General features: G+C 36.4%; 19 protein-coding genes. 9 read left to right on the top strand and 10 right to left on the bottom strand.

Going from position 1 to position 21,994, the window contains the following annotated elements; translation table 11 throughout:
• Positions 1 to 33: 33 nt before the first annotated feature.
• The 3 genes from ABID46_RS00745 (at position 34) to ABID46_RS00735 (ending at position 3,831) form a co-directional block, all read left to right on the top strand.
• Entirely contained in the window at positions 34 to 1,851 is a 1,818-nt protein-coding gene (locus tag ABID46_RS00745) for a TonB-dependent receptor plug domain-containing protein (RefSeq protein ID WP_354505729.1), read from the top strand.
• A 2-nt stretch (positions 1,852 to 1,853) separates the two neighbouring features.
• A complete protein-coding gene (locus ABID46_RS00740) occupies positions 1,854 to 2,933 on the top strand; it encodes a YncE family protein (protein ID WP_354505726.1) in 1,080 nt (359 codons plus the stop codon).
• Positions 2,934 to 3,021: 88 nt separating this feature from the next.
• The gene (locus ABID46_RS00735; protein WP_354505723.1) at positions 3,022 to 3,831 is read left to right on the top strand and encodes a DUF6263 family protein; all 810 of its coding nucleotides are present in this window, start codon (positions 3,022 to 3,024) and stop codon (positions 3,829 to 3,831) included.
• 44 nt (positions 3,832 to 3,875) lie between these two features.
• On the opposite strand, the gene ABID46_RS00730 is transcribed toward ABID46_RS00735, so the two are convergent.
• Complete coding sequence (locus ABID46_RS00730; RefSeq protein WP_354505720.1) at positions 3,876 to 5,000, bottom strand: DNA polymerase III subunit; 1,125 nt, start codon at positions 4,998 to 5,000, stop codon at positions 3,876 to 3,878.
• Positions 5,001 to 5,096: 96 nt separating this feature from the next.
• On the opposite strand from ABID46_RS00730, the gene ABID46_RS00725 reads away from it, so the two are divergent.
• Both ABID46_RS00725 and ABID46_RS00720 read left to right on the top strand, forming a co-directional pair.
• Positions 5,097 to 7,202: a prolyl oligopeptidase family serine peptidase gene (locus ABID46_RS00725; RefSeq protein WP_435529311.1), complete on the top strand. Its 2,106-nt coding sequence runs from the start codon at positions 5,097 to 5,099 to the stop codon at positions 7,200 to 7,202.
• A 97-nt stretch (positions 7,203 to 7,299) separates the two neighbouring features.
• Entirely contained in the window at positions 7,300 to 7,734 is a 435-nt protein-coding gene (locus tag ABID46_RS00720) for a hypothetical protein (RefSeq protein WP_354505717.1), read from the top strand.
• Positions 7,735 to 7,785: 51 nt separating this feature from the next.
• Here ABID46_RS00720 and ABID46_RS00715 read toward each other — a convergent pair whose 3' ends face one another.
• The 5 genes from ABID46_RS00715 to ABID46_RS00695 all read right to left on the bottom strand — a co-directional run bounded on the left by ABID46_RS00715 (position 7,786) and on the right by ABID46_RS00695 (position 13,491).
• The gene (locus tag ABID46_RS00715) at positions 7,786 to 10,137 is read right to left on the bottom strand and encodes a penicillin-binding protein 1A (RefSeq protein ID WP_354505714.1); all 2,352 of its coding nucleotides are present in this window, start codon (positions 10,135 to 10,137) and stop codon (positions 7,786 to 7,788) included.
• 6 nt (positions 10,138 to 10,143) lie between these two features.
• The gene (locus ABID46_RS00710; RefSeq protein WP_354505711.1) at positions 10,144 to 10,602 is read right to left on the bottom strand and encodes a gliding motility lipoprotein GldH; all 459 of its coding nucleotides are present in this window, start codon (positions 10,600 to 10,602) and stop codon (positions 10,144 to 10,146) included.
• Entirely contained in the window at positions 10,589 to 12,169 is a 1,581-nt protein-coding gene (gene ricT, locus ABID46_RS00705) for a regulatory iron-sulfur-containing complex subunit RicT (RefSeq protein ID WP_354505709.1), read from the bottom strand. Before ricT ends, ABID46_RS00710 begins: the two co-directional genes overlap by 14 nt.
• A gap of 64 nt (positions 12,170 to 12,233) precedes the next feature.
• Complete coding sequence (locus ABID46_RS00700) at positions 12,234 to 13,097, bottom strand: MBL fold metallo-hydrolase (RefSeq protein ID WP_354505706.1); 864 nt, start codon at positions 13,095 to 13,097, stop codon at positions 12,234 to 12,236.
• 19 nt (positions 13,098 to 13,116) lie between these two features.
• Entirely contained in the window at positions 13,117 to 13,491 is a 375-nt protein-coding gene (locus ABID46_RS00695; protein ID WP_354505703.1) for a co-chaperone GroES, read from the bottom strand.
• A 287-nt stretch (positions 13,492 to 13,778) separates the two neighbouring features.
• On the opposite strand from ABID46_RS00695, the gene pth reads away from it, so the two are divergent.
• Genes pth through ABID46_RS00675 form a run of 4 tightly spaced genes read left to right on the top strand, consistent with a single transcriptional unit; the run spans position 13,779 to position 15,956 of the window.
• The gene (pth, locus tag ABID46_RS00690) at positions 13,779 to 14,345 is read left to right on the top strand and encodes an aminoacyl-tRNA hydrolase (protein ID WP_354505700.1); all 567 of its coding nucleotides are present in this window, start codon (positions 13,779 to 13,781) and stop codon (positions 14,343 to 14,345) included.
• 40 nt (positions 14,346 to 14,385) lie between these two features.
• Positions 14,386 to 14,748 (top strand): rhodanese-like domain-containing protein, encoded by a 363-nt coding sequence (locus tag ABID46_RS00685; protein WP_354505697.1) that lies wholly within the window; start codon positions 14,386 to 14,388, stop codon positions 14,746 to 14,748.
• A 3-nt stretch (positions 14,749 to 14,751) separates the two neighbouring features.
• Positions 14,752 to 14,967 (top strand): DUF3820 family protein, encoded by a 216-nt coding sequence (locus ABID46_RS00680; protein WP_354505694.1) that lies wholly within the window; start codon positions 14,752 to 14,754, stop codon positions 14,965 to 14,967.
• Between the two features lie 59 nt (positions 14,968 to 15,026).
• Positions 15,027 to 15,956 (top strand): TlpA family protein disulfide reductase, encoded by a 930-nt coding sequence (locus ABID46_RS00675; protein WP_354505691.1) that lies wholly within the window; start codon positions 15,027 to 15,029, stop codon positions 15,954 to 15,956.
• A 59-nt stretch (positions 15,957 to 16,015) separates the two neighbouring features.
• On the opposite strand, the gene ABID46_RS00670 is transcribed toward ABID46_RS00675, so the two are convergent.
• The 4 genes from ABID46_RS00670 to ABID46_RS00655 all read right to left on the bottom strand — a co-directional run bounded on the left by ABID46_RS00670 (position 16,016) and on the right by ABID46_RS00655 (position 21,837).
• Positions 16,016 to 17,386, bottom strand: a complete 1,371-nt coding sequence (locus ABID46_RS00670; protein WP_354505689.1) for a BspA family leucine-rich repeat surface protein — start codon at positions 17,384 to 17,386, stop codon at positions 16,016 to 16,018.
• A gap of 450 nt (positions 17,387 to 17,836) precedes the next feature.
• Positions 17,837 to 19,450 (bottom strand): T9SS type A sorting domain-containing protein, encoded by a 1,614-nt coding sequence (locus tag ABID46_RS00665; protein ID WP_354505686.1) that lies wholly within the window; start codon positions 19,448 to 19,450, stop codon positions 17,837 to 17,839.
• An 83-nt stretch (positions 19,451 to 19,533) separates the two neighbouring features.
• The gene (gene nadD / locus ABID46_RS00660; protein ID WP_354505683.1) at positions 19,534 to 20,106 is read right to left on the bottom strand and encodes a nicotinate (nicotinamide) nucleotide adenylyltransferase; all 573 of its coding nucleotides are present in this window, start codon (positions 20,104 to 20,106) and stop codon (positions 19,534 to 19,536) included.
• A gap of 69 nt (positions 20,107 to 20,175) precedes the next feature.
• Positions 20,176 to 21,837, bottom strand: a complete 1,662-nt coding sequence (locus ABID46_RS00655) for an ABC transporter ATP-binding protein (RefSeq protein ID WP_354505680.1) — start codon at positions 21,835 to 21,837, stop codon at positions 20,176 to 20,178.
• Between the last annotated feature and the right edge of the window lie 157 nt (positions 21,838 to 21,994).

Genomic DNA, 21,994 nt, shown 5'->3' with positions numbered 1-21,994 from the left:
TTTATTGCTTTCGGCGGAAAAGCAACAAACACCATGAAAAAGAAAATTTTAGTGATGTGTTTTTTGGTAGGATGTCATTTTCTGCAGGCACAAGAGGAAACAGTTCAGTTAGACGAAGCCGTAATTTCAGATCGAAATTTGGTGCAATTTGTGGAAACCCAAACCAAAACGATTTTGTCAGATTCGATTTTGAATCAACATACGTCCAGCATGACAGATTTGTTGCAGTTCAATTCGTCCATTTACTTCAAAGAAAATGGTGCAGGAATGGTTTCTTCTCCTTCTTTTCGTGGAACGTCGGCATCGCATACAGCAGTTATTTGGAATGGAGTCAATGTGAATTCTTCCTTTTTGGGACAAGCAGATTTCAATGTTTTGAATATACATTCGGCAGATCAACTTGTTATTAAATCTGGAGGTGGTTCGGTAGCTTATGGAAGTAGCGCAATCGGTGGAAGCATTCATCTCAACAACGAATTAAACTTTCGAAAAGGTTTTGAGAATCAAATTTTGGCCAATTATGGAAGTTTTAATCGATATGGATTGAATTTTCAGTCGAAATATTCCGATGAAAAGATTAGTTTGAATTTTCAATTTGGACGAAATGGTTCGGACAACGATTTTAAAATTGCAGAGCAAAACCGAAACAACCGAAATGGACAATTTTACCATCAGTATTTAAGCGTCGCGACAGCCTACAAGTTAAATTCCAAAAACATATTAAAATGGTATGGAAATATTTCGGATTCAGATCGGAATTTTTCTCTTATTTCGGCCAATGCACAACCTTCTAAATACGAAGATTATTCGACCAAATCTATGCTAGAATGGGATTCGAAATTGGGAAAATTTCAGTCGAATTTGAAAGGAATTTATCTCGGAGAAAAATTTGAATATTTTCCTCATTCGCTATCCAGCTATTCAGAAAAAGGTGATGGAAAAACCTATATGCTGAAATACGATTTGGGCTATCATTGGAAAAATCTCTGGTTCAATTTGAATTTGGAGGCACAACATACAGAAGTTCAAACTTCTAAAATTGACTTTGCGAAACGTCAAATTGGTTCAGCATCTTTTCAAATGAAACATCGCATTTCATCCAAAATTCTGTACGAAGCAAGTCTCAGACAAGAATTATCAGATGTGTATACTTCGCCATTTTTGTATGCTTTGGGATTGAAATACAATCCGACTCAATGGTACGAATTGCGATTGAATACCTCCAAAAATTTCCGAATGCCTACGTTCAATGATCTGTTTTGGCCAGGTTCAGGAAATGAAAATTTGAATCCTGAAACTTCGGTTCAATATGAATTAGCCAATCAATTTCGATTGAAAAACTTAAGCTTTGGATTGATTGCGTATCAAAATTCGATCGAAAATTACATTCAATGGGTTCCAAGTGGCTCTTTGTCAGTTCCAGAAAATTTAGGAGAAGTAAGTATTTGGGGATTGGAATCAAACCTTAAGTACGATCAAAAATTTCATCATCATCGTCTAGAGTTTAACGCATCTTACGCCTATACAGAATCCAAAAACAAAGCTACCGACAAACAATTGATCTATGTGCCTTATCACAAATTCACAAGTTCAGTTGGGTATTCTTGGAAGGGAATTTCGGCTTTTTATCAATTTATGTACAATGGTTCTGTGTATACAGATTCAGGAAATAGAGATGAGTTGGACGGATATTCTTTGTCGAATATGGGAATAAACTATGGTATTGGAAAAACTAAACAATATCGAATTGGTTTTCAAATCTTAAACCTTTTGGATGAGGTGTATCAAAATGTAGAAAACAGAACAATGCCAGGAAGAAATTATAACATAACAATCGATATAAATTTTTAAAAATGAATAGACTTAATCAAATTTTACTAGCAGGAATCACAGTTTCATCTGTTTTTTTTACTTCATGTAGTAGCGACGATGATTCTTCTTCAAATAACCCAATTTTAGGCGATTTTGAAAACGGGGTTTTTATTTTGAATGAAGGAAACATGGGAAGCTCCAATGCGAGTGTGAGCTTTTTGCATGAAAATGGTCAATTGCAAAACGATATTTTTGAGGCAGTAAATGGTGGGCTTTTGGGCGATACAGCGCAAAGCATTTACTTGGATGATGACAAAGCCTATATCATTTTGAGTGGTTCTGGGACGATTGAGGTGGTAGATGCCGATACGTTTCAAAAGTTGGGTACGGTTTCAACAGGTTTGGCAAGTCCTCGATATATGGTGATTGAAAACGGAAAAGGATTTGTGTCCAATTGGGGAAATCCAGCCGATGCCAATGATGATTTTATTGCTGTGATCAATTTGTCTAATTATTCGGTTGAATCCACAATTCCAGTGGCAGAAGGACCCGAAAAATTGGAAGAAACCAATGGGAAAATTTATGTGGCTCATGCTGGCGGCTGGGGAACTGGAAATACCATTACGGTAATCAATTCGGCTACGAATTCGGTTCAAACGACGATTCCAGTTGGAGATATTCCAAATTCCATCGAAGAAGAAAATGGAAAAATCTATGTGTTGTGTGGCGGAAAACCTGCGTGGACGCAAGATGAAACTTTGGGAGGATTGTATGTGATTAATTCAACCAATCATCAAGTAGAAACTGTATTGAACTTTGCACCAGCAGAGCATCCTGCAAATTTGGTAGAAGAAAACGACCAATTGTTTTACACCATTGATGATAAAATTTTTAGAACAAATCTTACATCGACGACTTTACCAAGTTCACCGATTATTACTATGGGAACAAATGGAATTTATGGTGCTTATGGGTTTGATGTAAATGATGGAAAAATTTATGTTGGAGATGCAATGGATTATTCGTCCAACGGAAAAGTTCATGTATTTTCAACTTCTGGAGCCTTATTGAACAGTTATGAAGTAGGGAAATTACCCAACGGATTTGCGTTCAACGACTAATTAAATTCAAAAGAAATTATAAGAAACCTCGAATTTTTGTTCGAGGTTTTTTGTTTCGTTGTATATTGTACACTTAAACTAAACAACAATGAAAAAACTATTTTTTGTCTTACTCGGAGTAAGTTTACTTAGCACACAAAGCTGTAAAAACGCTCCCGAAGGCTCTCCAAGTGATGAACAATCCATTGAAACAGTAAGCTCAGATGGCATTGGGGATAAAGTGCTCATTCGCTTGAAACCCAAAGTGGGCGATAGCCAAAATACGCTTATGACCATGAATGTTTCATCGGAAGGTGATCAAAAAATGTCCATGGATATGGTGGCTAAGGTTGATGTGAACATTTCAGAGAAAGTAGAAGATGTCTATACCTACAACATGAACTATAAATCCATCAAAATGGACATGAGTGCTGGTGGTATGGAAATGAAATACGATTCAGAAAACCCAGGAAGTGATCCAATGGGTTCTATGATGCATGAACAATTCAAGACATTTTTGGACAAGCCAATGTCGATGAAAATGAATGATCGTGGGATGATTTCAGATTTTGTGATGCCTGGAAATATCGATGTAAGACAAGCCGGTGACTTTGGTTCATTCTCAATTCCATTACCAGAAGGTCCTGTTGGAGAAGGTGATTCTTGGGAGGCCACTCGTCCTATGCAAGGAACTGGAAACATGAACATGAAAATGACGGTCAATAAAATTACAGCCAATGATGTGGTCATTGATACAGATGGAGACTTAACGGACTCTTCTGGTGCTAATCTTGGAAAATTTACGGGATCTTATACACTTGATCGAAACAGCGGTTTGACCAAAGATGGAACCATGAACATGGACATCATAGCAGAAGGTCAAAAGTTGAAAATGAAATTGAATTTCAAACCACAATAATTCAATCTGGAAATAGAAAAAAGGCCCATAAGTTGGGTCTTTTTTTATGCCGATTTTTTATGAATATGTCGGGTTAATTTGATCGATAGATCGAGCAAAACGATTTTCGCATTGGCATTTCGTTCAATATGATACGAACTTTCATTGATTTCCTGTAAAAGATCTTCAATGTTTGCTCCATGAATAAAGGGTGTGAATTTTTCCCAATTAAATCCTTCAGCGCCTAATTTCATGAAAACTAAATTTTCGGCTTGATAGGTTCTCAATAAAGCTTGACGAAATATTTCAGAACAATAATTCAAAAATTGTTTCTGTTTTTCTCTTGGCCATCCGCTCAATTCATTGGACCAACTCACCAAATTTTTCAATACAGACGGATTTTTTGCTGCCATGAAAGCATTTCGTACCCATTGAACAAAATAAGATTCAAATTCTTCATTGGCCGAATCGATGTTTTTCAAGGCAATGTCTAAATTTCCATTGGAAGCCAAGGCAATTCGTTTCGCATCCAATTCAGGTAATCCTTTGGATTCTATTAAAAATTGGGCAATTTCTTCATCGCTTAAACGATTCAATTTCACCAATTGACATCGTGAAATAATCGTTGGCAACAAAAGATCTTCACGTTCCGTCACCAATAAAAAAATCGTTTTTTTAGGCGGTTCCTCCAACACTTTCAATAATTTGTTGGCGGTCGCATCGTTCATCATTTCGGGCAACCAAATGATGTTGAATTTGTAACTTCCTTCGTAACTATTCAAGGAAAGAAACTTCACAATTTCTTGGGCTTCGTGCACATTGATGGCGCCTTGCTTTTTCTCCACCTCATTGAATTCCAGCCAATCGTACAAACTTCCGTATGGGTTTTCGAGAATAAATTCTCTCCATTCTTTGAAAAATTGATTGCTGGTAGGAGTTTTGATTTTTTCGGTTGAAGTCACCGGAAACGTAAAATGAATGTCGGGATGCTGCAAAGTGGAAACCTTTTGTTTGATGGATTCACCTTTTTCAGATGCTAAAATTTCACCCGCGTACGCAATCGCTAAACTTAGTGCTCCCCATCCATTATTACCAGAAAATAACTGCGCATGACTAACGCGTTCATTTGCAATAGATTCTTTGAGTTTCTCTTTTATTTTCTCGTGTCCGGTTATTTTCTCCCAAATCATAGGTCAAAAGTAAGTTTTTAATTTATAAATTTGACTTTATTTGAATTTTGAAAAGGAAAATTCCACCTCTGAATTCTTAAAATTTGTAACAAAAAGATGAAAAAAAGAATCCTAATTTTAGCAAACCTTGCATTTTGTATGAGTGTGAATGCGCAAGATTTTAATGGGAAATATCCAAAGACCGATAAAGGAAATCAGGTTGATGAATATTTTGGAACCAAAGTAGCCAACCCATATCGTTGGTTGGAAGATGATTTGGCTGAAAACACCAAAAAATGGGTGGTGGACCAAAACAAGGTAACCTTTGACTATTTGGACAAGATTCCTTTCCGAAACAAAATCAAAGATCAGTTAACAGATTTGTGGAATTATGAAAAGATTTCGGCTCCATTCAAAGAAGGAAAGTATACTTATTTCTTTAAAAATGATGGATTGCAACAACAATCTGTTTTGTATCGTCAATTGGAGGGAGGAAAAGAAGAAATTTTCATCGATCCCAATAAATTCTCAAAAGACGGAACAACTTCTTTGGCTGGTATCAACTTTAGCAAAGATGGAAGTTTATGTGCCTACCAAATTTCGGAAGGAGGTTCTGACTGGCGAAAAGTAATTGTGATTCGTACAAGCGACAAACAACAAGTAGGAGATACTTTGCGCGATGTGAAGTTTAGTGGAATTGCTTGGAAAGGAAATGAAGGATTCTACTATTCAAGTTATGATAAACCAGAAGGTAGCGAATTGTCTCAAATGACAGACAAGCACAAATTGTTTTTCCACAAATTAAATACCCCACAAAAGAATGATGTATTGGTATTTGGAGGTGAAAAAACACCAAGAAGATACATTGGCGCGGGTGTAACAGAAGATGAACGTTTTTTAATTATTTCAACGGCTGTTTCTACGACAGGAAATGAATTGTACATTCAAGATTTAAGCAAGCCAAATTCTCCTATTGTTCCAATTTTGGATCATTTTGAAACTACAACCAATGTTGTGGACAATGTTGGAGATGAATTGTATTTGTTAACGAATTTGAATGCTCCGAACAATCGTTTGGTTAAAGTCAATGTGAAAAATCCAGCTTCAACAAATTGGGTTAATGTGATTCCAGAAACGGAAAATGTTTTGACCGTTTCTACTGCTGGCGGATATTTATTTACGCATTATATGAAAGATGCCTTGGATTTGGTACAGCAATATACGCATGATGGAAAGAAAGTTCGTGATATTCAATTACCAGGACAAGGTTCTGCAGGCGGATTCTCTGGAAAGAAAGAAGAAAAGAAAATTTATTATTCTTTCTCTAATTATGTTACGCCATCAACCATATATGATTTTGATGTCGAAACTGGAAAATCTTCTGTGTATAAGAAACCTGCGATTAAATTCAATCCAGATGATTACGAATCCAAACAAGTTTTCTATACGTCCAAAGATGGAACCAAAGTTCCGATGATGATTTCCTATAAGAAAGGAATCAAATTAGATGGAACCAATCCAACTATTTTATACGGATACGGTGGATTCAACATCAGTTTAACACCAAGTTTTAGCGTAACCAATGCTGTTTGGATGGAAAACGGAGGAATTTATGCCGTTGCCAATCTTCGTGGTGGAGGTGAATACGGTAAAAAATGGCACGATGGAGGTCGCCAAATGAACAAATTGAATGTGTTCCATGATTTCATTGCGGCAGCCGAATATTTGAAAAAAGAAAACTATACTTCCTCTAATCATTTAGCACTTTCAGGTGGTTCCAATGGTGGATTATTGGTAGGAGCTGTGATGACGATGGAACCAAAATTGGCCAAAGTTGCTTTGCCCGCAGTAGGAGTTTTGGATATGTTGCGTTACCATACCTTTACAGCAGGAGCAGGTTGGGCGTATGATTATGGAACAGCCAATGATAGCAAAGAAATGTTTGAGTACATCAAAGGGTATTCGCCTGTTCACAATGTGAAACCAGGTCAATGTTATCCAGCAACGTTGGTAACGACAGGAGATCATGATGATCGTGTGGTTCCAGCGCATAGCTATAAGTTTGCTGCGGAATTGCAAGACAAACAAGGCTGTAAAAATCCGGTAATGATCAGAATTGATACCAAAGCGGGTCATGGCGCAGGGAAATCTACCGAAGCCATTATCAATGAAACATCTGATAAATTTGCGTTTACCCTTTTCAATATGGGTGTAACCAAATAATTCGATTGAGAATATAGGATAAGAATCGCTCCATTTTGGGGCGATTTTTTTATATTTAGCTAAGAAGAAATTCTTTGTATTAGGTAGTTTATTGTTTGTGGTTGGTTTCCTAAGTCAATCCTTTTTTGAAATAGGTAAATCCTATAAATTGGTAAAAGTGGTGGGAGATGAGCGTGATGTTCAAAAGCTTTTCTATAATTTCAATGAAGATGAAATCCCATGGAATGCTTTTCATTTTTCTTATTCTAACGTTAAACCAATTCCAAATTTTTACGTTGAACAAGATTTGCAACAACTTTATGCATTCAGAATTTATGATTTAGAAGATAAAGAATTCAAATTTGAAAACTATTTTCAATATGAAAAGCTAGGTAGTTTTAGAGATTTGAATCAATTTCAATGGAAAGCTAATTGGGTTATGATTTCAGATACCATTAGAATTCGTCTTACAAATTTGCCTGAAACGAATCCCTCTTTTTTGAAATCTAATTCTCTTTATTATCCACTTGAATTAAGCTTTTTACCCCAATAAAAAATGCCCCGATTTCTCGAGGCATTTTGTTTTATATTTCTAAACTATTTCTTATTGATTGAAATCAATGTCTTCCGTTTCAGAAGATGCATTGCTATTGGCACTTTGAATAGGATCTTGGTATTCTACCGCATTGGTATAATCATAATCAAAGGTTCCGCCCATACTTCCATAGGTATGGAATCCGGTTAACGAAGAGCAATCCCATTTTTCATCGATATCGTCGGGTTTGATGAATTTGTCTTCGGTCGTTACACCAAATGCTTTTCCATTTTTGTAAACACCTTGCATATAATACGCCCAAATAGGCAAAGCTGTTGCAGCACCTTGTCCGCGAGCAGTACTTGCAAAATGCGCAAAACGGTCTTCGTTTCCTACCCAAACTCCGGTAATTAAATTAGGGGTAATTCCAATGAACCAACCATCTGAGTTGTCATTGGTTGTTCCTGTTTTGGAAGCCACTTCACTATTGATTCCATATTTGGTTCTTACCCATTTACCTGTTCCACGATCGGTTACACCTTTCATCAAATCGATCATTGAGTAAGCAACATATTCGTTGACAACTTCACGTGTAACTGGTTTGTAATCTTTGATCACACGACCCGTTTTGTCCTCAATTTTCACCACCAATTCTGGTTTGATGTAAATTCCACCGTTTGCAAATGTAGACATGGCGCCCACCATTTCGTAAACGGTTAAATCAGCCGATCCTAAAGCGATTGTATAATCTTTCGGAATATTACTTTCTACACCCAATTCTTTGGCAATTTGAATCACAGGTTCTACGCCCGTTTGGGCAATCAAACGAGCAGTAACAACGTTGGTTGAAAAGGCCATCGCCGTACGCAAATCTTGACTTCCTCCATATTTACGATTGGCATTTCTAGGTTTCCAGTTTCCAATTTGGAATACATCATTGGAAATCGTATTACATGGTGTATAATTCAATTGATTCAAAGCCGTCACATAGACAAATGGTTTGAAGGTTGAACCAACTTGACGTCTTGCTTGTTTTACGTGATCGTATTTGAAATAATCCCAGTTAATTCCTCCAACCCAAGCTTTAATCGTTCCATCTCTTGGGTCCATGGACATCATACCTGCCTGTAAAATGTGTTTGTGGTATTTGATGGAATCCATCAAGGACATATTCTTTTGATATTTCACACCGTCCCACGTAAATATTTTCACAGAATCACGTTTGCGATTGAATTCAGCTAGAATTTCTTCATCTGATTTTCCGATGTTTTTCAAGTGACGGTATGTGTCAGTATTTCGCATGGAACGCTCAAAAATTCTTTGTCTTTTGTCTTCAGACAAACCATAGAAAGGCGCTTTTGAATTGTTTTTATGTTCGGCGAAAAAGGTTTTTTGAATCGAACTTAAATGTTTGGCTACGGCTTCTTCTGCAATTTTTTGCATTCTGGAGTCAAGCGTCACATAAATTTTCAATCCATCTTTGTACAAATTGTATTTCTTACCCGTTTCTTTTTCCAATTCTTTCAAATAGGACTGAATTTCTCTTCTCAACTCATGTTTGTAATAAGCAGAATAGGATTCACTGATGGTATTGATCTCTTGTTTGTCAATTTTAATTGGTTTCGCTTTAGCGGCTTCGGCTTCTTCTTTGGTCAAGAAATTGTATTTCACCATTTGGTTAATGACAACATTTCGTTCCTTTTTCGCTTTATCTGGAAAACGAATTGGATTATACAAAACTGGATTTTTCAACATCGCAACCAACATCGCAGATTCTTCTAAAGTCAAATCTTTTGTTGTTGTGTTGAAATAAACTTTGGAAGCCAATTCCACTCCATTTGCATTGTACACAAAATCGAATTTGTTTAAGTACATCGTAAGAATTTCCTCTTTGGTATAACGTTTTTCCAATTCAACTGCTACAACCCATTCTTTCAGTTTTTGCAAACCTCTTTGAATTTTATTTTGGGAACGATTGACGGTAAACAATTGTTTTGCCAACTGCTGGGTAATGGTACTCGCACCTCCAGATTCTCCACCCGATGTGATGGCTCTCATGGTACTTCTTGCATCAATTCCAGAGTGACTTTTGAAACGAATATCCTCTCTAGCCAATAATGCATTGACGAAATGTTCGGGCAAATCGGCATAGGTGATTGGAATACGTTTTTCTGTTTCAAATCGGTCCAAAAGAACTCCATCTGAGGAATAAATTTCGGAAGAAACATAAATGTCTGGATTTTCTAATGCTTGAACGTCTGGCATTTCCCAAATCCATCCTTTGGATGTAGCCCAAAACAGGATGAAAATTCCAATGATTCCTGCTAGAAAAAGTCCCCATAAGAGGATCAGCATTTTTTTGACTGAGAAAGGTTTGCTAACCTTTTTTTTCGTTTGAGTCGATTTAGTTTGTGTACTCATTTGGTTTTATTTTTTGTCCACAATTAAACTGATGTCTTCAATTCCTTGTAAATTTTCATCACGCATACCGTGCCAAACTGATAATTTATAGGTTCCCGTATCCTTGATGGACAGATTTTCTCTGTACATCAAGTACAATTCTTTTAAACTATTTCCTTTTCCAACCCATTCACCATCTTGAAAAGCTAAATAATATTGCAAGGTATCGGTAAATACTTCTCCTTTGGGGTTGGTGAATTCTGTAAACAAATACAAATTGCTGTACGGATATTCGTTTGAATTTCTCGTCAACAAATAGAAATCGTATTTCCCCACGGTATCTTTTACTTCAAATTCAAATTTGGCTGGAGCATTTTTGCTCCAATTGTTTCCTGTTGCGACTTGATTTTGATAAAAATGCGGAGAATCACATTGTACAAACAATGCAACCGAAGCGACTATAAATAGCAGCTTACTGATTCTCATCTTTGCTATTTTGTGGTCCACGTTTGTTTCGGTTTTTAAATTTCTTTGGTTTGTTCTGTTTATTTGGATTCGGATTTTGTTCCGAATTCGGATTATTGTTTGCGTCTCCAGCCGGTTTGTTTTGTTGTTTTGGCTTGGGAGTAGGTTTAGGATTTTGGTTCCCTTCCGAATTAGGTTTGTTGTTTTGTTTATTCGGATTTTGATTGGGGTTAGGACCTTTTTTTGCCTTTGGTTTCTGATTCGGATTTCCTTGTTTCGGTTGTCCTTGTCCTTCTTTTTTAGGCTGAATGTCTCCTTCCTTTTTCATTTGAGGCTGACCTTCTTTATTCCCTTGCGTCGATTGCTTTTTGTTAGGGTTAGGCTTATTCCCTTGAGGTTTTTTGTTATCTCTGTTGGGTTTGTTGCCTTGAGGTTGAGTTTTTTGAGTGGAATCTTTGGGTTTATTCTTGCGATTCTTGTTGCGGTTTTTGTTTTTACGCTCAAATCGTTCCAAAGAATTTTCCTCAATTACATCGGTAAAGCTTTTCTTTTCGGTTTCAATGCTTTCTTTGGCTAAATCTTCCAATGAAGCAGTTTTACCTCCGTTTTTACTCAAATCGATAAATGATTTCGCTTGATCCAAACTGAATTTGTACCAACTAACGCCACCACTTGAACTGGTAAACCACATTTCTTTTTTGAACACATCGATTTTGACGCAATAAGCGGTTCCTTTTTCGGTCTCGAACGTACTTTCCATAGAAGGAAATTCGTCCAAAGCATCCAAATAAGAATCCAATTCGTAGTTCAAACAACATTTCAATTTTCCACATTGACCCGCCAATTTTTGCGGATTGATGGACAATTGCTGGTAACGAGCAGCAGCTGTATTGACCGAACGAAAGTCCGTTAACCAAGTAGAACAGCATAATTCACGGCCACAAGAACCAATTCCACCTACTTTGGCAGCTTCTTGACGGTATCCGATTTGTTTCATTTCAATACGAACTCCAAAATTGGACGCATATTGTTTGATCAATTCACGGAAATCGACTCTGCCTTCTGCCGTGTAGTAAAAGATACACTTCATCCCATCTCCCTGATATTCAACATCGGAAATTTTCATTTCCAATCCTAAATTCACAGCAATACGACGAGCTTTCATCATGGTTTCTTGTTCTTTTTCTCGAAAAGATTTCCATGTTTCAATGTCTTTCTCGTTGGCGATTCGATAGACTTTACGAACCTCTTCAGAATTTTCTGTAAGGTTTCGTTTTTTCATTTGAACTCGAACCAATTCCCCTGTAAGGGTCACAACTCCAATATCGTGACCCGCTTGAGCTTCTACGGCGACAACATCGCCAATACTCAACGCTAGGTGATTAGTATTTTGATAATATAATTTTCTATCGTTTTTGAACCGAACTTCAACACAATTAAATGTCAATTGACCATTGGGTAAACGCATGTTGGAAAGCCAGTCAAATACGGGTAATTTCCCGCATCCTGAATCTACTCCACATGCTCCGTTATTATTACAGCCTTTTGGCAATCCGTTGCTAGTTGGTCCACAACTTCCACAACCCATATCTATACATTATTTCTAATCTACAAAGATAGAAAAAAATAGCGCTTCTGTTTTGAAAATATTCTTATCCGAATACTTCTGTGAAAGAATAGGTAGAATCGAGCAAAATGCCTTTTTCTGTGCGTACTACAGTTGCCAATTCGCGGTATGGATCGTGTTCAAAGAAAAACAAATATTCCTCTTGAACGGCTTTTTCTAGGAAATCGCTTTTTTCTTGCATGGTAAGAAGCGGACGTGTATCATACCCCATCACATACACCAACGGAACATGTCCTGCTGTAGCGATTAAATCTGCTGTAAAGACAATGGTTTTGCCCTTGTAGCGTATAACAGGAAGCATTTGTTTGTCGGTATGACCGTCGACGAAAATGATGTCAAAACCTAAAGGGGAATTGTTCAAATAATTTCCTGAAGTAGGAAGGTCTATCAAATTTAAATTTCCAGATTCTTTGATTGGGACGAAGTTTTCTGGAAGAAAGGACGCTTTTTCTCTCGGATTTGGATTGGTTGCCCAGTCCCAATGCGAAGCATTGCTCCAATATTTAGCATTTTTGAAACTTAGTTCATATCCGCCGTGAATCGTATCTTGTTGAACCGCTCCACCACAATGGTCGAAGTGTAAATGTGTTAAAAAAACATCGGTGATATCGTCTTTGGTAAATCCATGCAAAGCCAAAGAAGTTTCGATGTCATAATCGCTCCACAAATCATAATAACTAAAAAACTTTTCGGATTGTTTTTTACCGATTCCGCAATCGATGAGAATCAAGCGATCTCCGTCTTCAATCAGCAAAGCACGCATGGCCAATTCAATCTTATTTTGACCATCTGCTGGATTGGTTTTTTGCCAAATACTTTTTGGGATTGTGCCGAACATTGCACCTCCGTCTAATTTAAAATTGCCAGTTTCGATTGGGTAAAGTTTCATAATACTTGATTGATTTTATTTAGGATAAAAATTCGTCTAAAATGTTTTCATCTCGCTCCAACATCAAGATGCCCGATTGTGGAACAATGTAGTATTTTTCCTCTTGATAAACTATTTCATAGGCCATTTTTAACAGAAAGATAGCCAAGTCTCCTTCTCTTACTTGTAGTGGAATGTATTTGGCTTTTTCTTCTTTCATTTTCCAAGGTTCGTCCATCTCGTCATAGGATACGGCATATCCTGGGCCAGTTTTTACCACATATCCCGATTGAATTTCTTCTTTTTCTTTGACGCCTGGAGGCAGGTATAAACCCGATTTAGTTTGGTTGGATTCTGTTTTTGGTTTGATCAAAACTCGATCACCGATAATGATTAAATTTTCAGTCGTTTCCATGTCGCAAAATTAGAGAATAGACTTTAGATACGAGAAATTAGCAAATAGAATTTGGTAGATTTAAGTTTTGGGCGCAATGATTTGATGAAACAATGCAATAATTGCGTGAGGGATTATAGTGGAAATCCTTTTTATTATCTTGACCAAAGGGAAAGAAAATGAAAAGATTGCAACGGAAAGCCCGACCCCATTGCGTCCATTTATCTTTTGAGGGAATCATATTTTTTGCAATGGGGTCACGCCCAAATACTGAAAGAGGAATGGAGAATTAAATGTAAATTTGCGACATGCAGAAATATTTGATTGTCGGTCTAGGGAACATTGGCGAAAAATATCGATATACACGTCATAACATTGGGTTTTTGGCGGTAGATGAATTGGTGCGAAAAATGGATGCGAAATTTGGTTCTTCTAATTTTGGCGAAATTGCTCAATTTAAATACAAAGCTCGTCCGGTTACGGTTTTGAAGCCCAATACTTATATGAATTTGAGTGGAGATGCCGTTCGTTTTTGGATGCAAAAGGAAGGAATTTCGATTGAAAATGTTTTTGTAATTACCGATGATTTGAATTTGCCGTTTGGAACGATTCGAATTCGTGGAAAAGGAAGCGATGGCGGACATAATGGTTTGAAAGACATTCAGAATAAGTTGCAAAATCAGAATTATCCGAGATTGAGATTTGGTGTTGGCAATGAGTTTGAACAAGGTCGACAAGTGGACTATGTGTTGGGAGTTTGGAGCGAAGATGAGGTAGAAAAGCTTCCCGAAAGGTTAAATTTTGTGGCCGATGCCGTTTTAAGTTTTATCTTTAGTGGATTGAACAATACCATGAATAATTTCAATGGGAAATAAATTTCTGGTATTGAGTATAAATCTAAAATGTAGCAGGAAGATGAAAACAATTTTTTTACTAATCGGAATTTTTTTGATGGTCGCTTGTCAATCCAAAACGGAAACGACTAGTATTGATTCGGTGAATGATGTGGAACGTATCGATTTTAACGATGAAAACAATGTATTGCTAGATGTACGAACTCCGGAGGAGTTTCAAGCGGGAAGTATTCCAAATGCCGTTAATATTGATTATAATTCGCCAGAATTTGATTCTTTGATCAAAGATTTAGATCCCAATAAAACCTATTATGTGTATTGTCAAGGTGGCGTAAGAAGTACAAAAGCTTGTACAAAATTGGATGAAATAGGTTTGAAAAATGTAGTGAATCTAAAAGATGGCTACAAAGACTACAAAAAATAAGGTATGAATCCTGAAATCTTGAAGGATTTGGTCAGGGTTAAAATGCCCTTTGGGAAATACCAAGGGAGGATTTTGAGTGATCTTCCTGTTTCTTATCTCGAATGGTTTGCGAGCAAAGGATTTCCTCCTGGAAAGTTGGGGATGCAATTGTCAACCTTGTTTGAAATCAAAACCAATGGTCTAGATGAAATTTTGGTACAATTGAAAAGGATGAGATAGGAATTTCGGGTATTTAACTGAAGATTTTGTATTTTGGTGGAAACTTACTCCTAAAATACATGTCACAAAATCTAAAAACCTATCTATTACTATTCTTCTATGCACTTTGTTTTGCGCAAATTTGGGGTGTTTGCTATTTAGCACCTTATTTTTCCAATGATTATACTTGCGCTTTTGGTATGTTGTTTAGTTTCGTTGGTACGTATTGGATTCAGCGTGATTTTAAATTTCAACTCAAGCTTTGGCAAAAACTATTTTTTCTTGGCTTGTTAGGTTTGTATTGTACTTCTCGCATTCAAGGAGATTGGCATTTGTTTTTATTTGGTCCTTATTTTCTAAGTTTTGTTTTTGTAGGATTCAATCTTTTTTTGTTCAAAGATTTAAGCAAATTTCGCAATCTAATCTTGGTTTTTGTGTTGATTTTAACCTATTCAGCCTACGGTTATTTTGACGGCTGGTTCAAGGAATCTACGGGTTGGATCGATGAACGCAGTATTCTCATTGGGGGTGAATTAAATGAAGATAAGTCGACTGAGAAGAAATATGAAGTGCCAGATTCTCATCTGGATTTGTCTCAATTTACCTTTGAAAACAGCCAAAAGCAGAAAGAGAAAATTGAAACAGATAAACCCTATGTTTTTATCGCAACCTGGAACGAAGACTGCCGTCCATGCAAACGAGCGATCAAAGAATTATCACCTATGTTGGATACTTTGCAAAACCTGGAGACTTATTTTGTGTATGTAAGTCCAAAAAATTATGATTTTTCAACATTTCAATCTTCGATGAAGGAAATTGAGCAATTTCACAACAAAAAGGTTTTGGCAGATCATGAATTGTCACTATTTAGCGCAACGAAAATGCAAGCCTATCCGACTTTTCTATTGGTCAATCAATCAACATCAACAATTGAATTTATGACAGTTGGTTATTCTCCTTCTAAAAAAAGTTTATTTGAAGAAAAATTGATTGAGATAGAAACTAAGTAATAAAAAAAGCCGGAATCTTTTTAAAGCCCCGACTTTTACTCTCACTAAACTATATATAATCAGTTTTTTATTATTTTTTGTGTGTAAACTTCCCCTTTGTCTGTGGTTGTTTTGACAATATAATTTCCTTTTGGTAACTGGTTCACTTGGATAGATTTGGAATTTGTTTTAGTCGAAACCAATCTTCCACTTACATCATACACTTCAATTTTTTGAATAGTCGATTTCGAATCGATGAACAAAACATCTTGAACTGGATTTGGATAAATACGAGTCTTTTCTTTTTCTACATCTGATACCGACATTTGATTGCATTCTGTAGTGCTAAATACATCTCCAGTTATTGTCCATCCTTTTTGTGAGATTAATTTATTTCTAGGATTTACAGCATCTGGCCCATAGGTTAAATTTGTTGAACCAAGACTTCTTCCTGATGGAATAGTTGATTTATTGGACCAATCTATCAATGTTTGAGAATAATTTATACAATCCATGCCACTGTAACTCAACATATGCATTAATTGTACTTCTGCATTAAGATTCCAACTACCTAAAGCATGATTAAATGAATAGGCTGAAGTTAAAATATCTCTCATGTCGGTAACATTTGACACATCCCAATCACTGATGTCAGCTTCAAAACTTTTGGCACTCCAAAACATACCACTCATATTGGTGACGTTGGACACATCCCAATTTCCAAGATCTTGGTTGAAAGATTCAGCATTCTTAAACATATTATACATATTGGTGACCTTGGACACATCCCAACCGCTTAAGTCTTGGTTAAATAATAACGCGGTATGAAACATCTCACTCATATCGGTGACATTGGATACATCCCAACCGCTAATATCTTGATTGAAAATTTTGTTATAATAAAACATAAACTTCATATCGGTGACATTGGATACATCCCAATCACTGATATCAGCGTTAAAATTATCAGCAAAAAGAAACATATAACTCATATCCGTAACATTTGATAAATCTGGTTTATCTAATGCTGAAATCGTAAGATTCTTGCAACCTTTGAAGGCATGTGACATACTTGACCATTTAACATCACCCCATAGTCTAATGTCAACTAATCTTTCTGAATCAGGGTTTGCAGCTCCCCAACCATTTCCAAATCTAAAACGTCTTAAATTTTCTGCTGTTAATCCTAATCTAATTTTCTTACCTTCTGGTAGATTATCTATAATAACTTGTACTGCTGTGCCAGCGCTAATTGTACCACCTCCAGAATTTTGATTATCCTCAGATATCCAACCGTATCCCACATCTCCAACTGCATCTATATAGAAATTAATGCTATTGGTTGTTGAAGAAGGGATAGACAAATCCCATTCTGTAATAAAAGCTGATTGTGCCGAGAGACATACAGTCTTTAAAAAGACAACTATTAAAAATAGTAAATGCTTTTTCATAAGTTTAATTTTTTTTAAATTCTGGGATAAAAGTACTTGGATAACTTATGTGCATTTTTTAATTCACTACAAATTGAGTGAACACCTTAAAAGTTTGAGTAAACAGAAGTAATAGAAATGGAACTATGTGCATTCAAACCTTTATAAATGGAGAATCAATAGATAGAACAATCATTCAAAAAGACTAACGATATGAAGCCAATTAATCTATTTTAAGAATTCAGAGCAATATCAACAGATAGGATTGATTTGGTGCATCCCATTTGAAAATTGGTAGTTTAAAGTCTATGGTTTTGTATTGAGAATCATTTGAATAGAAAGTTTCCTACAAAATTTAATAATTGAATATAACCAAGAGTAAATTATATTCGAAAATGTATATTGGATTTAAATAAAAAAAGCCGGAATTCCCCATAATTTCCGGCTTTTTCCTCACTAAACTATATATAATCAGTTCTTTATGAATTTTCGTGCTTGAACCTCACCTTTGTTTGTGGTTGTTTTGACAATGTAATTTCCTTTTGGCAAATGATTTAGTTGAATGAATTTGGAATTTGTTTTAGTCGAAACCAATCTTCCACTTACATCATACACTTCAATTTTTTGAATAGTCGCTTTCGAATCGATTGTCAAAACATCTTGAACTGGATTCGGATAAATGCGCATTTTGGTCGTTTGAAGATCTTCTGTGCCCACGATATCAATTTCTATTTCAATGTTCTGTGCATAGGCTTTGGATGTTCCATTTCTGATTTCGGTCCAAATTGCTACACTTTGTCCATCCGCATTGGTCGTAAAATCAAACCGTCCTTTGTTGCCTTCTGAAGTTGCAATCATTTGAAACAAATCATCATTGGCCGGAGTGCCATCAGTATTTAAGGTCACAACGCCTAATTGAATTGGATTAACCCCATTGCTGATGTCATTTGAAAACAAGAAAATGGGTTTGTCTTCTGCCAATTGGATACTCCCAACATGAACGCTATTTTCAGTATCTACTGGAAATATCTCCAAAGCATCGTCACCTAGTATTCTTTCGCCTGTTTCTTTGTTGAATTTTTGAACATAGATTCCATATTGAGATTGATTGGAATTGCACAAATTAGAAGCAACCCAAATTTCATCAGTGTTTTCATTCATCACGAAACTAGTTTCCATTTCCAAGTAAGCTTCGTTGGTGCTGAAATCTGCTCCATCGGCTCCCCAAGGTAAGGTTCCGCCAGCATTGATTCGTTGGATGAAGGAGTCAAATCTCCAACCGGTAGATCCATAATATCCAAAGTAGGTAATATCATTTTCGGCGTGAATCGGATATTTTCTATTGCTCGCTAAAGTTTGGGTAGAAACTTGAATGGGTTCCTCCCACATAGCAACGCCATCCATGGAATATTTTTGTGCATAAGGGATTGATTCGATGCTCCAACCTGTTGGTTTGGTGTGAAACACTACGACAAAATTTCCATCGCTTAAATTGGCAATTTCACCTATTCCGGTAAAGGGTCTGCTTGAGTTTGGGGAATTCAACGTAATGGGTTCAGGAAAAGCTGAACTTCCATCTGAGTCAAAAACAGTTAATTTACCAACTCCATTTTCTGTCCATCCTACTGTTGCTCCCCCAATGAAATTGGCAGAAACTTTTAAATCCCAAGCATCGGGTAAGGCGATTCCATTTTCTCCAAATAATTGTTCACCTGTTGGAGAAATTTTGTTGACATATCCATTACCATCACCCGTTGCAGTAAAGCCAACAATCAGATTTCCTTCCTCATCAACTGTTAAAGATCGTGTTGCAGTCCAAGTGCTATTGTCAGCAATCGCATTGACCAAGATTCCATTTGATCCCCATTGTTGAACACCATCTGCATCCAATAATTGAGCTCTTAATTTGTATCCGGCAGATTCATCCCAAAATACAACATAGGTTTTACCGTCGTGGGTTCCGATGGATTGTATATCTCCAGTCGTTGCGTCTGCAACCAAAGTATTGACATCATAATCCGTTGTCCATTGTGCAAGTCCCAAAGTAGAAATTAAAAGAATTCCTAGGAGTAGATTTTTTTTCATAAAGTGTTGATGTTGTAGTTGACAACTAATTTACAATAAAAAATTTACTCAAAATTCAATTGAGTTGAAATTCATTTGGTTATCTATCTGTACAAAGAACTTCCGTCTAGGTAATTCCAAACTTTTTCTTCTAACAAAGGTTTGATGACTTTATTTTCCTTGATGGATTGGCGAATGAATGTGGAGGAAATTTCCATAATGGGAGCATCCACAAAATGAAACTTCGGATGGTCGGCCCAATTTCCTGGTTCCGATCCAATTCGCGGATACACATAAATGGAATAGTTTTTTAAGATTTGTTCATGGTTTTTCCATTTATGAAAATTGGTCAAATTATCCATTCCCATAATTAAAGAAAATTCATGTTCCGGATATTTCTCCTCCAAAACGACCAAAGTGTCAATGGTATAAGAAGGTTTGGGTAAATTGAATTCTACATTGGATGCTTTGAGATGCGGATAATCCTCAATTGCTAAATTCACCAGATGCAAACGATCGTAATCATTGGCCAAACTCGATTTTTCTTTGAAAGGATTTTGAGGTGAAACTACAAACCAAACCTGATCCAAATCAGAAAATTGTTGCAAATGATTGGCAATAATCAAATGCCCAATGTGAATGGGGTTGAACGATCCAAAATATAATCCGACTTTCATAAGACAAAGGTAGAATTTTTGGAAAATAGAAAATAGATTGCTCTTAAAATCTACAATCAGAAATCAAAATCACAATTTCGGAATCGCTTCAATCAAATCTTTGGTGTATTGAGTTGTTGGGTTGGCATAGATTTCGTCTGCATCGCCCAATTCTTTCTGTTCGCCATGTTGCATCACCAACAATTGGTCGCTCATGTATTTTACAACCGCCAAATCATGCGAAATGAAAATATAAGTCAATCCAAATTCCTCTTTCAAATCATTCAACAAATTCAATACTTGCGCTTGAACCGAAACGTCCAAAGCGGAAACGCTTTCGTCACAAATGATGAATTTAGGCTGTAGACCCAATGCTCTTGCAATCCCAATTCGTTGACGTTGTCCTCCCGAGAATTCGTGCGGATATTTCTTCAGATCATTTGCGCTCAATCCTACTTTCTCCAATAGATTTCCTGCGATTGCCAATCGTTCATTCTGATTTCGTCCAATTTGATGAACTTTCATGGGTGAACTTAGAATTTCTCCGATGTTCATTTTGGGACTCAAGGACGAATACGGATCTTGAAAAATAATTTGAATGTCTTTTCTAAGTTTTCGAACTTCCTCTTTGGATAGTTGTACAATGTCTTTTCCTTGATAGAAAATTTCGCCTGCAGATGGTCGTTCTAGCAACAAAACACTTCTACTTAAAGTTGTTTTTCCACTTCCAGATTCACCCACCAAACCTAAGGTTTCACCTGGATATACTTTAAAACTTATGTCATCAACCGCTTTGACAGAAATTTCTGACTTTTTGAAAACACTTGGTTTCGCGTAAAAATATTTCGAAAGGTTTTTCACTTCCAAAATAGGCGTTTGGGCATATAAGTTTTGATGAAATGAATTTCTTTCTTCCGTTGTATAAACTTCTGATTGGTAATTTTCGTCTTTCAAATAATCGGAAATGGTTGGCAATTCTTTGTATCGAACATCCAATCTCGGTCGACACGCAATCAATCCTTTGGTATAATTTTCTTTCGGATTTTGGAAAATTTCCTCAACACTTCCTTTTTCCACCACCTTTCCTTTGTACATCACCACAACTTCGTCGCATAATTCCGCAATCACGCCCAAATCATGGGAAATAAATAAGCAGGATAAATCACTTTCTTTTTGCAGCTTTTTGATCAATTCCAAAATTGTTCTCTGTACGGTTACATCAAGCGCCGTTGTGGGTTCGTCGGCAATGAGTAATTTGGGTTCGCAACAAATCGCCATGGCAATCATGACTCTTTGGCGTTGTCCACCAGAAAGTTCATGCGGATAAGCTTTGTATATTCTTTCTGGATTGGGAAGCAACACTTTTTCAAAGAGTTCGATGACTCTTTTCTTCGCGTTTTCTTTCGATAATTTTAAATGAAGTCGTATGGATTCTTCTACTTGTTCACCACATCGTAAACTGGGATTTAGGGAAGTCATCGGTTCTTGAAAAATCATCCCGATTTCCTTTCCTCTAAAGCTTCTTTTTCCTTCATCGGTTAACTTCAAAAGGTCAAAATTGCCTTTTGAAGATTCAAATAAAATTTTGCTTTCAGACGAAATTTTTGCGGTTTTGGGCAAAAGTCCCATGATGGCGAGAGAAGTAATGGATTTTCCAGAACCCGATTCGCCTACAACCCCTATGATTTTTCCTTTCGGAATGGAAAATGAAACATTGGTAAGAATGGTATTTTCACCAAAACCTAAGGACAAATTTTGTATATCGACTACATCTAAACTCAACTCAAAAACGCTATGTATTAATAAAACACAAATTAAACGAAAAAATCCTTATTTGTATTTATTGGAAATTATTCTATTTTTGCGTGAAAGGTTTTTAGTCAATAATTTCAACGTATTGATTATTAGT

Origin of the sequence: Moheibacter stercoris (assembly GCF_040545805.1) — a bacterium.
Lineage (GTDB): Bacteria > Bacteroidota > Bacteroidia > Flavobacteriales > Weeksellaceae > Moheibacter > Moheibacter stercoris.
This window is presented reverse-complemented; position numbering and strand designations above follow the sequence as displayed.

What these genes read in the sequence shown, in the direction of transcription:
- ABID46_RS00745 (WP_354505729.1), top strand. Translation starts at nt 34, where the DNA reads ATGAAAAAGAAAATTTTAGTGATGTGTTTTTTGGTAGGATGTCATTTT.
- ABID46_RS00740 (WP_354505726.1), top strand. Translation starts at nt 1,854, where the DNA reads ATGAATAGACTTAATCAAATTTTACTAGCAGGAATCACAGTTTCATCT.
- ABID46_RS00735 (WP_354505723.1), top strand. Translation starts at nt 3,022, where the DNA reads ATGAAAAAACTATTTTTTGTCTTACTCGGAGTAAGTTTACTTAGCACA.
- ABID46_RS00730 (WP_354505720.1), bottom strand. Translation starts at nt 5,000, where the DNA reads ATGATTTGGGAGAAAATAACCGGACACGAGAAAATAAAAGAGAAACTC.
- ABID46_RS00725 (WP_435529311.1), top strand. Translation starts at nt 5,097, where the DNA reads ATGAAAAAAAGAATCCTAATTTTAGCAAACCTTGCATTTTGTATGAGT.
- ABID46_RS00715 (WP_354505714.1), bottom strand. Translation starts at nt 10,137, where the DNA reads ATGAGTACACAAACTAAATCGACTCAAACGAAAAAAAAGGTTAGCAAA.
- ABID46_RS00710 (WP_354505711.1), bottom strand. Translation starts at nt 10,602, where the DNA reads ATGAGAATCAGTAAGCTGCTATTTATAGTCGCTTCGGTTGCATTGTTT.
- ricT (WP_354505709.1), bottom strand. Translation starts at nt 12,169, where the DNA reads ATGGGTTGTGGAAGTTGTGGACCAACTAGCAACGGATTGCCAAAAGGC.
- ABID46_RS00700 (WP_354505706.1), bottom strand. Translation starts at nt 13,097, where the DNA reads ATGAAACTTTACCCAATCGAAACTGGCAATTTTAAATTAGACGGAGGT.
- ABID46_RS00695 (WP_354505703.1), bottom strand. Translation starts at nt 13,491, where the DNA reads ATGGAAACGACTGAAAATTTAATCATTATCGGTGATCGAGTTTTGATC.
- pth (WP_354505700.1), top strand. Translation starts at nt 13,779, where the DNA reads ATGCAGAAATATTTGATTGTCGGTCTAGGGAACATTGGCGAAAAATAT.
- ABID46_RS00685 (WP_354505697.1), top strand. Translation starts at nt 14,386, where the DNA reads ATGAAAACAATTTTTTTACTAATCGGAATTTTTTTGATGGTCGCTTGT.
- ABID46_RS00680 (WP_354505694.1), top strand. Translation starts at nt 14,752, where the DNA reads ATGAATCCTGAAATCTTGAAGGATTTGGTCAGGGTTAAAATGCCCTTT.
- ABID46_RS00675 (WP_354505691.1), top strand. Translation starts at nt 15,027, where the DNA reads ATGTCACAAAATCTAAAAACCTATCTATTACTATTCTTCTATGCACTT.
- ABID46_RS00670 (WP_354505689.1), bottom strand. Translation starts at nt 17,386, where the DNA reads ATGAAAAAGCATTTACTATTTTTAATAGTTGTCTTTTTAAAGACTGTA.
- ABID46_RS00665 (WP_354505686.1), bottom strand. Translation starts at nt 19,450, where the DNA reads ATGAAAAAAAATCTACTCCTAGGAATTCTTTTAATTTCTACTTTGGGA.
- nadD (WP_354505683.1), bottom strand. Translation starts at nt 20,106, where the DNA reads ATGAAAGTCGGATTATATTTTGGATCGTTCAACCCCATTCACATTGGG.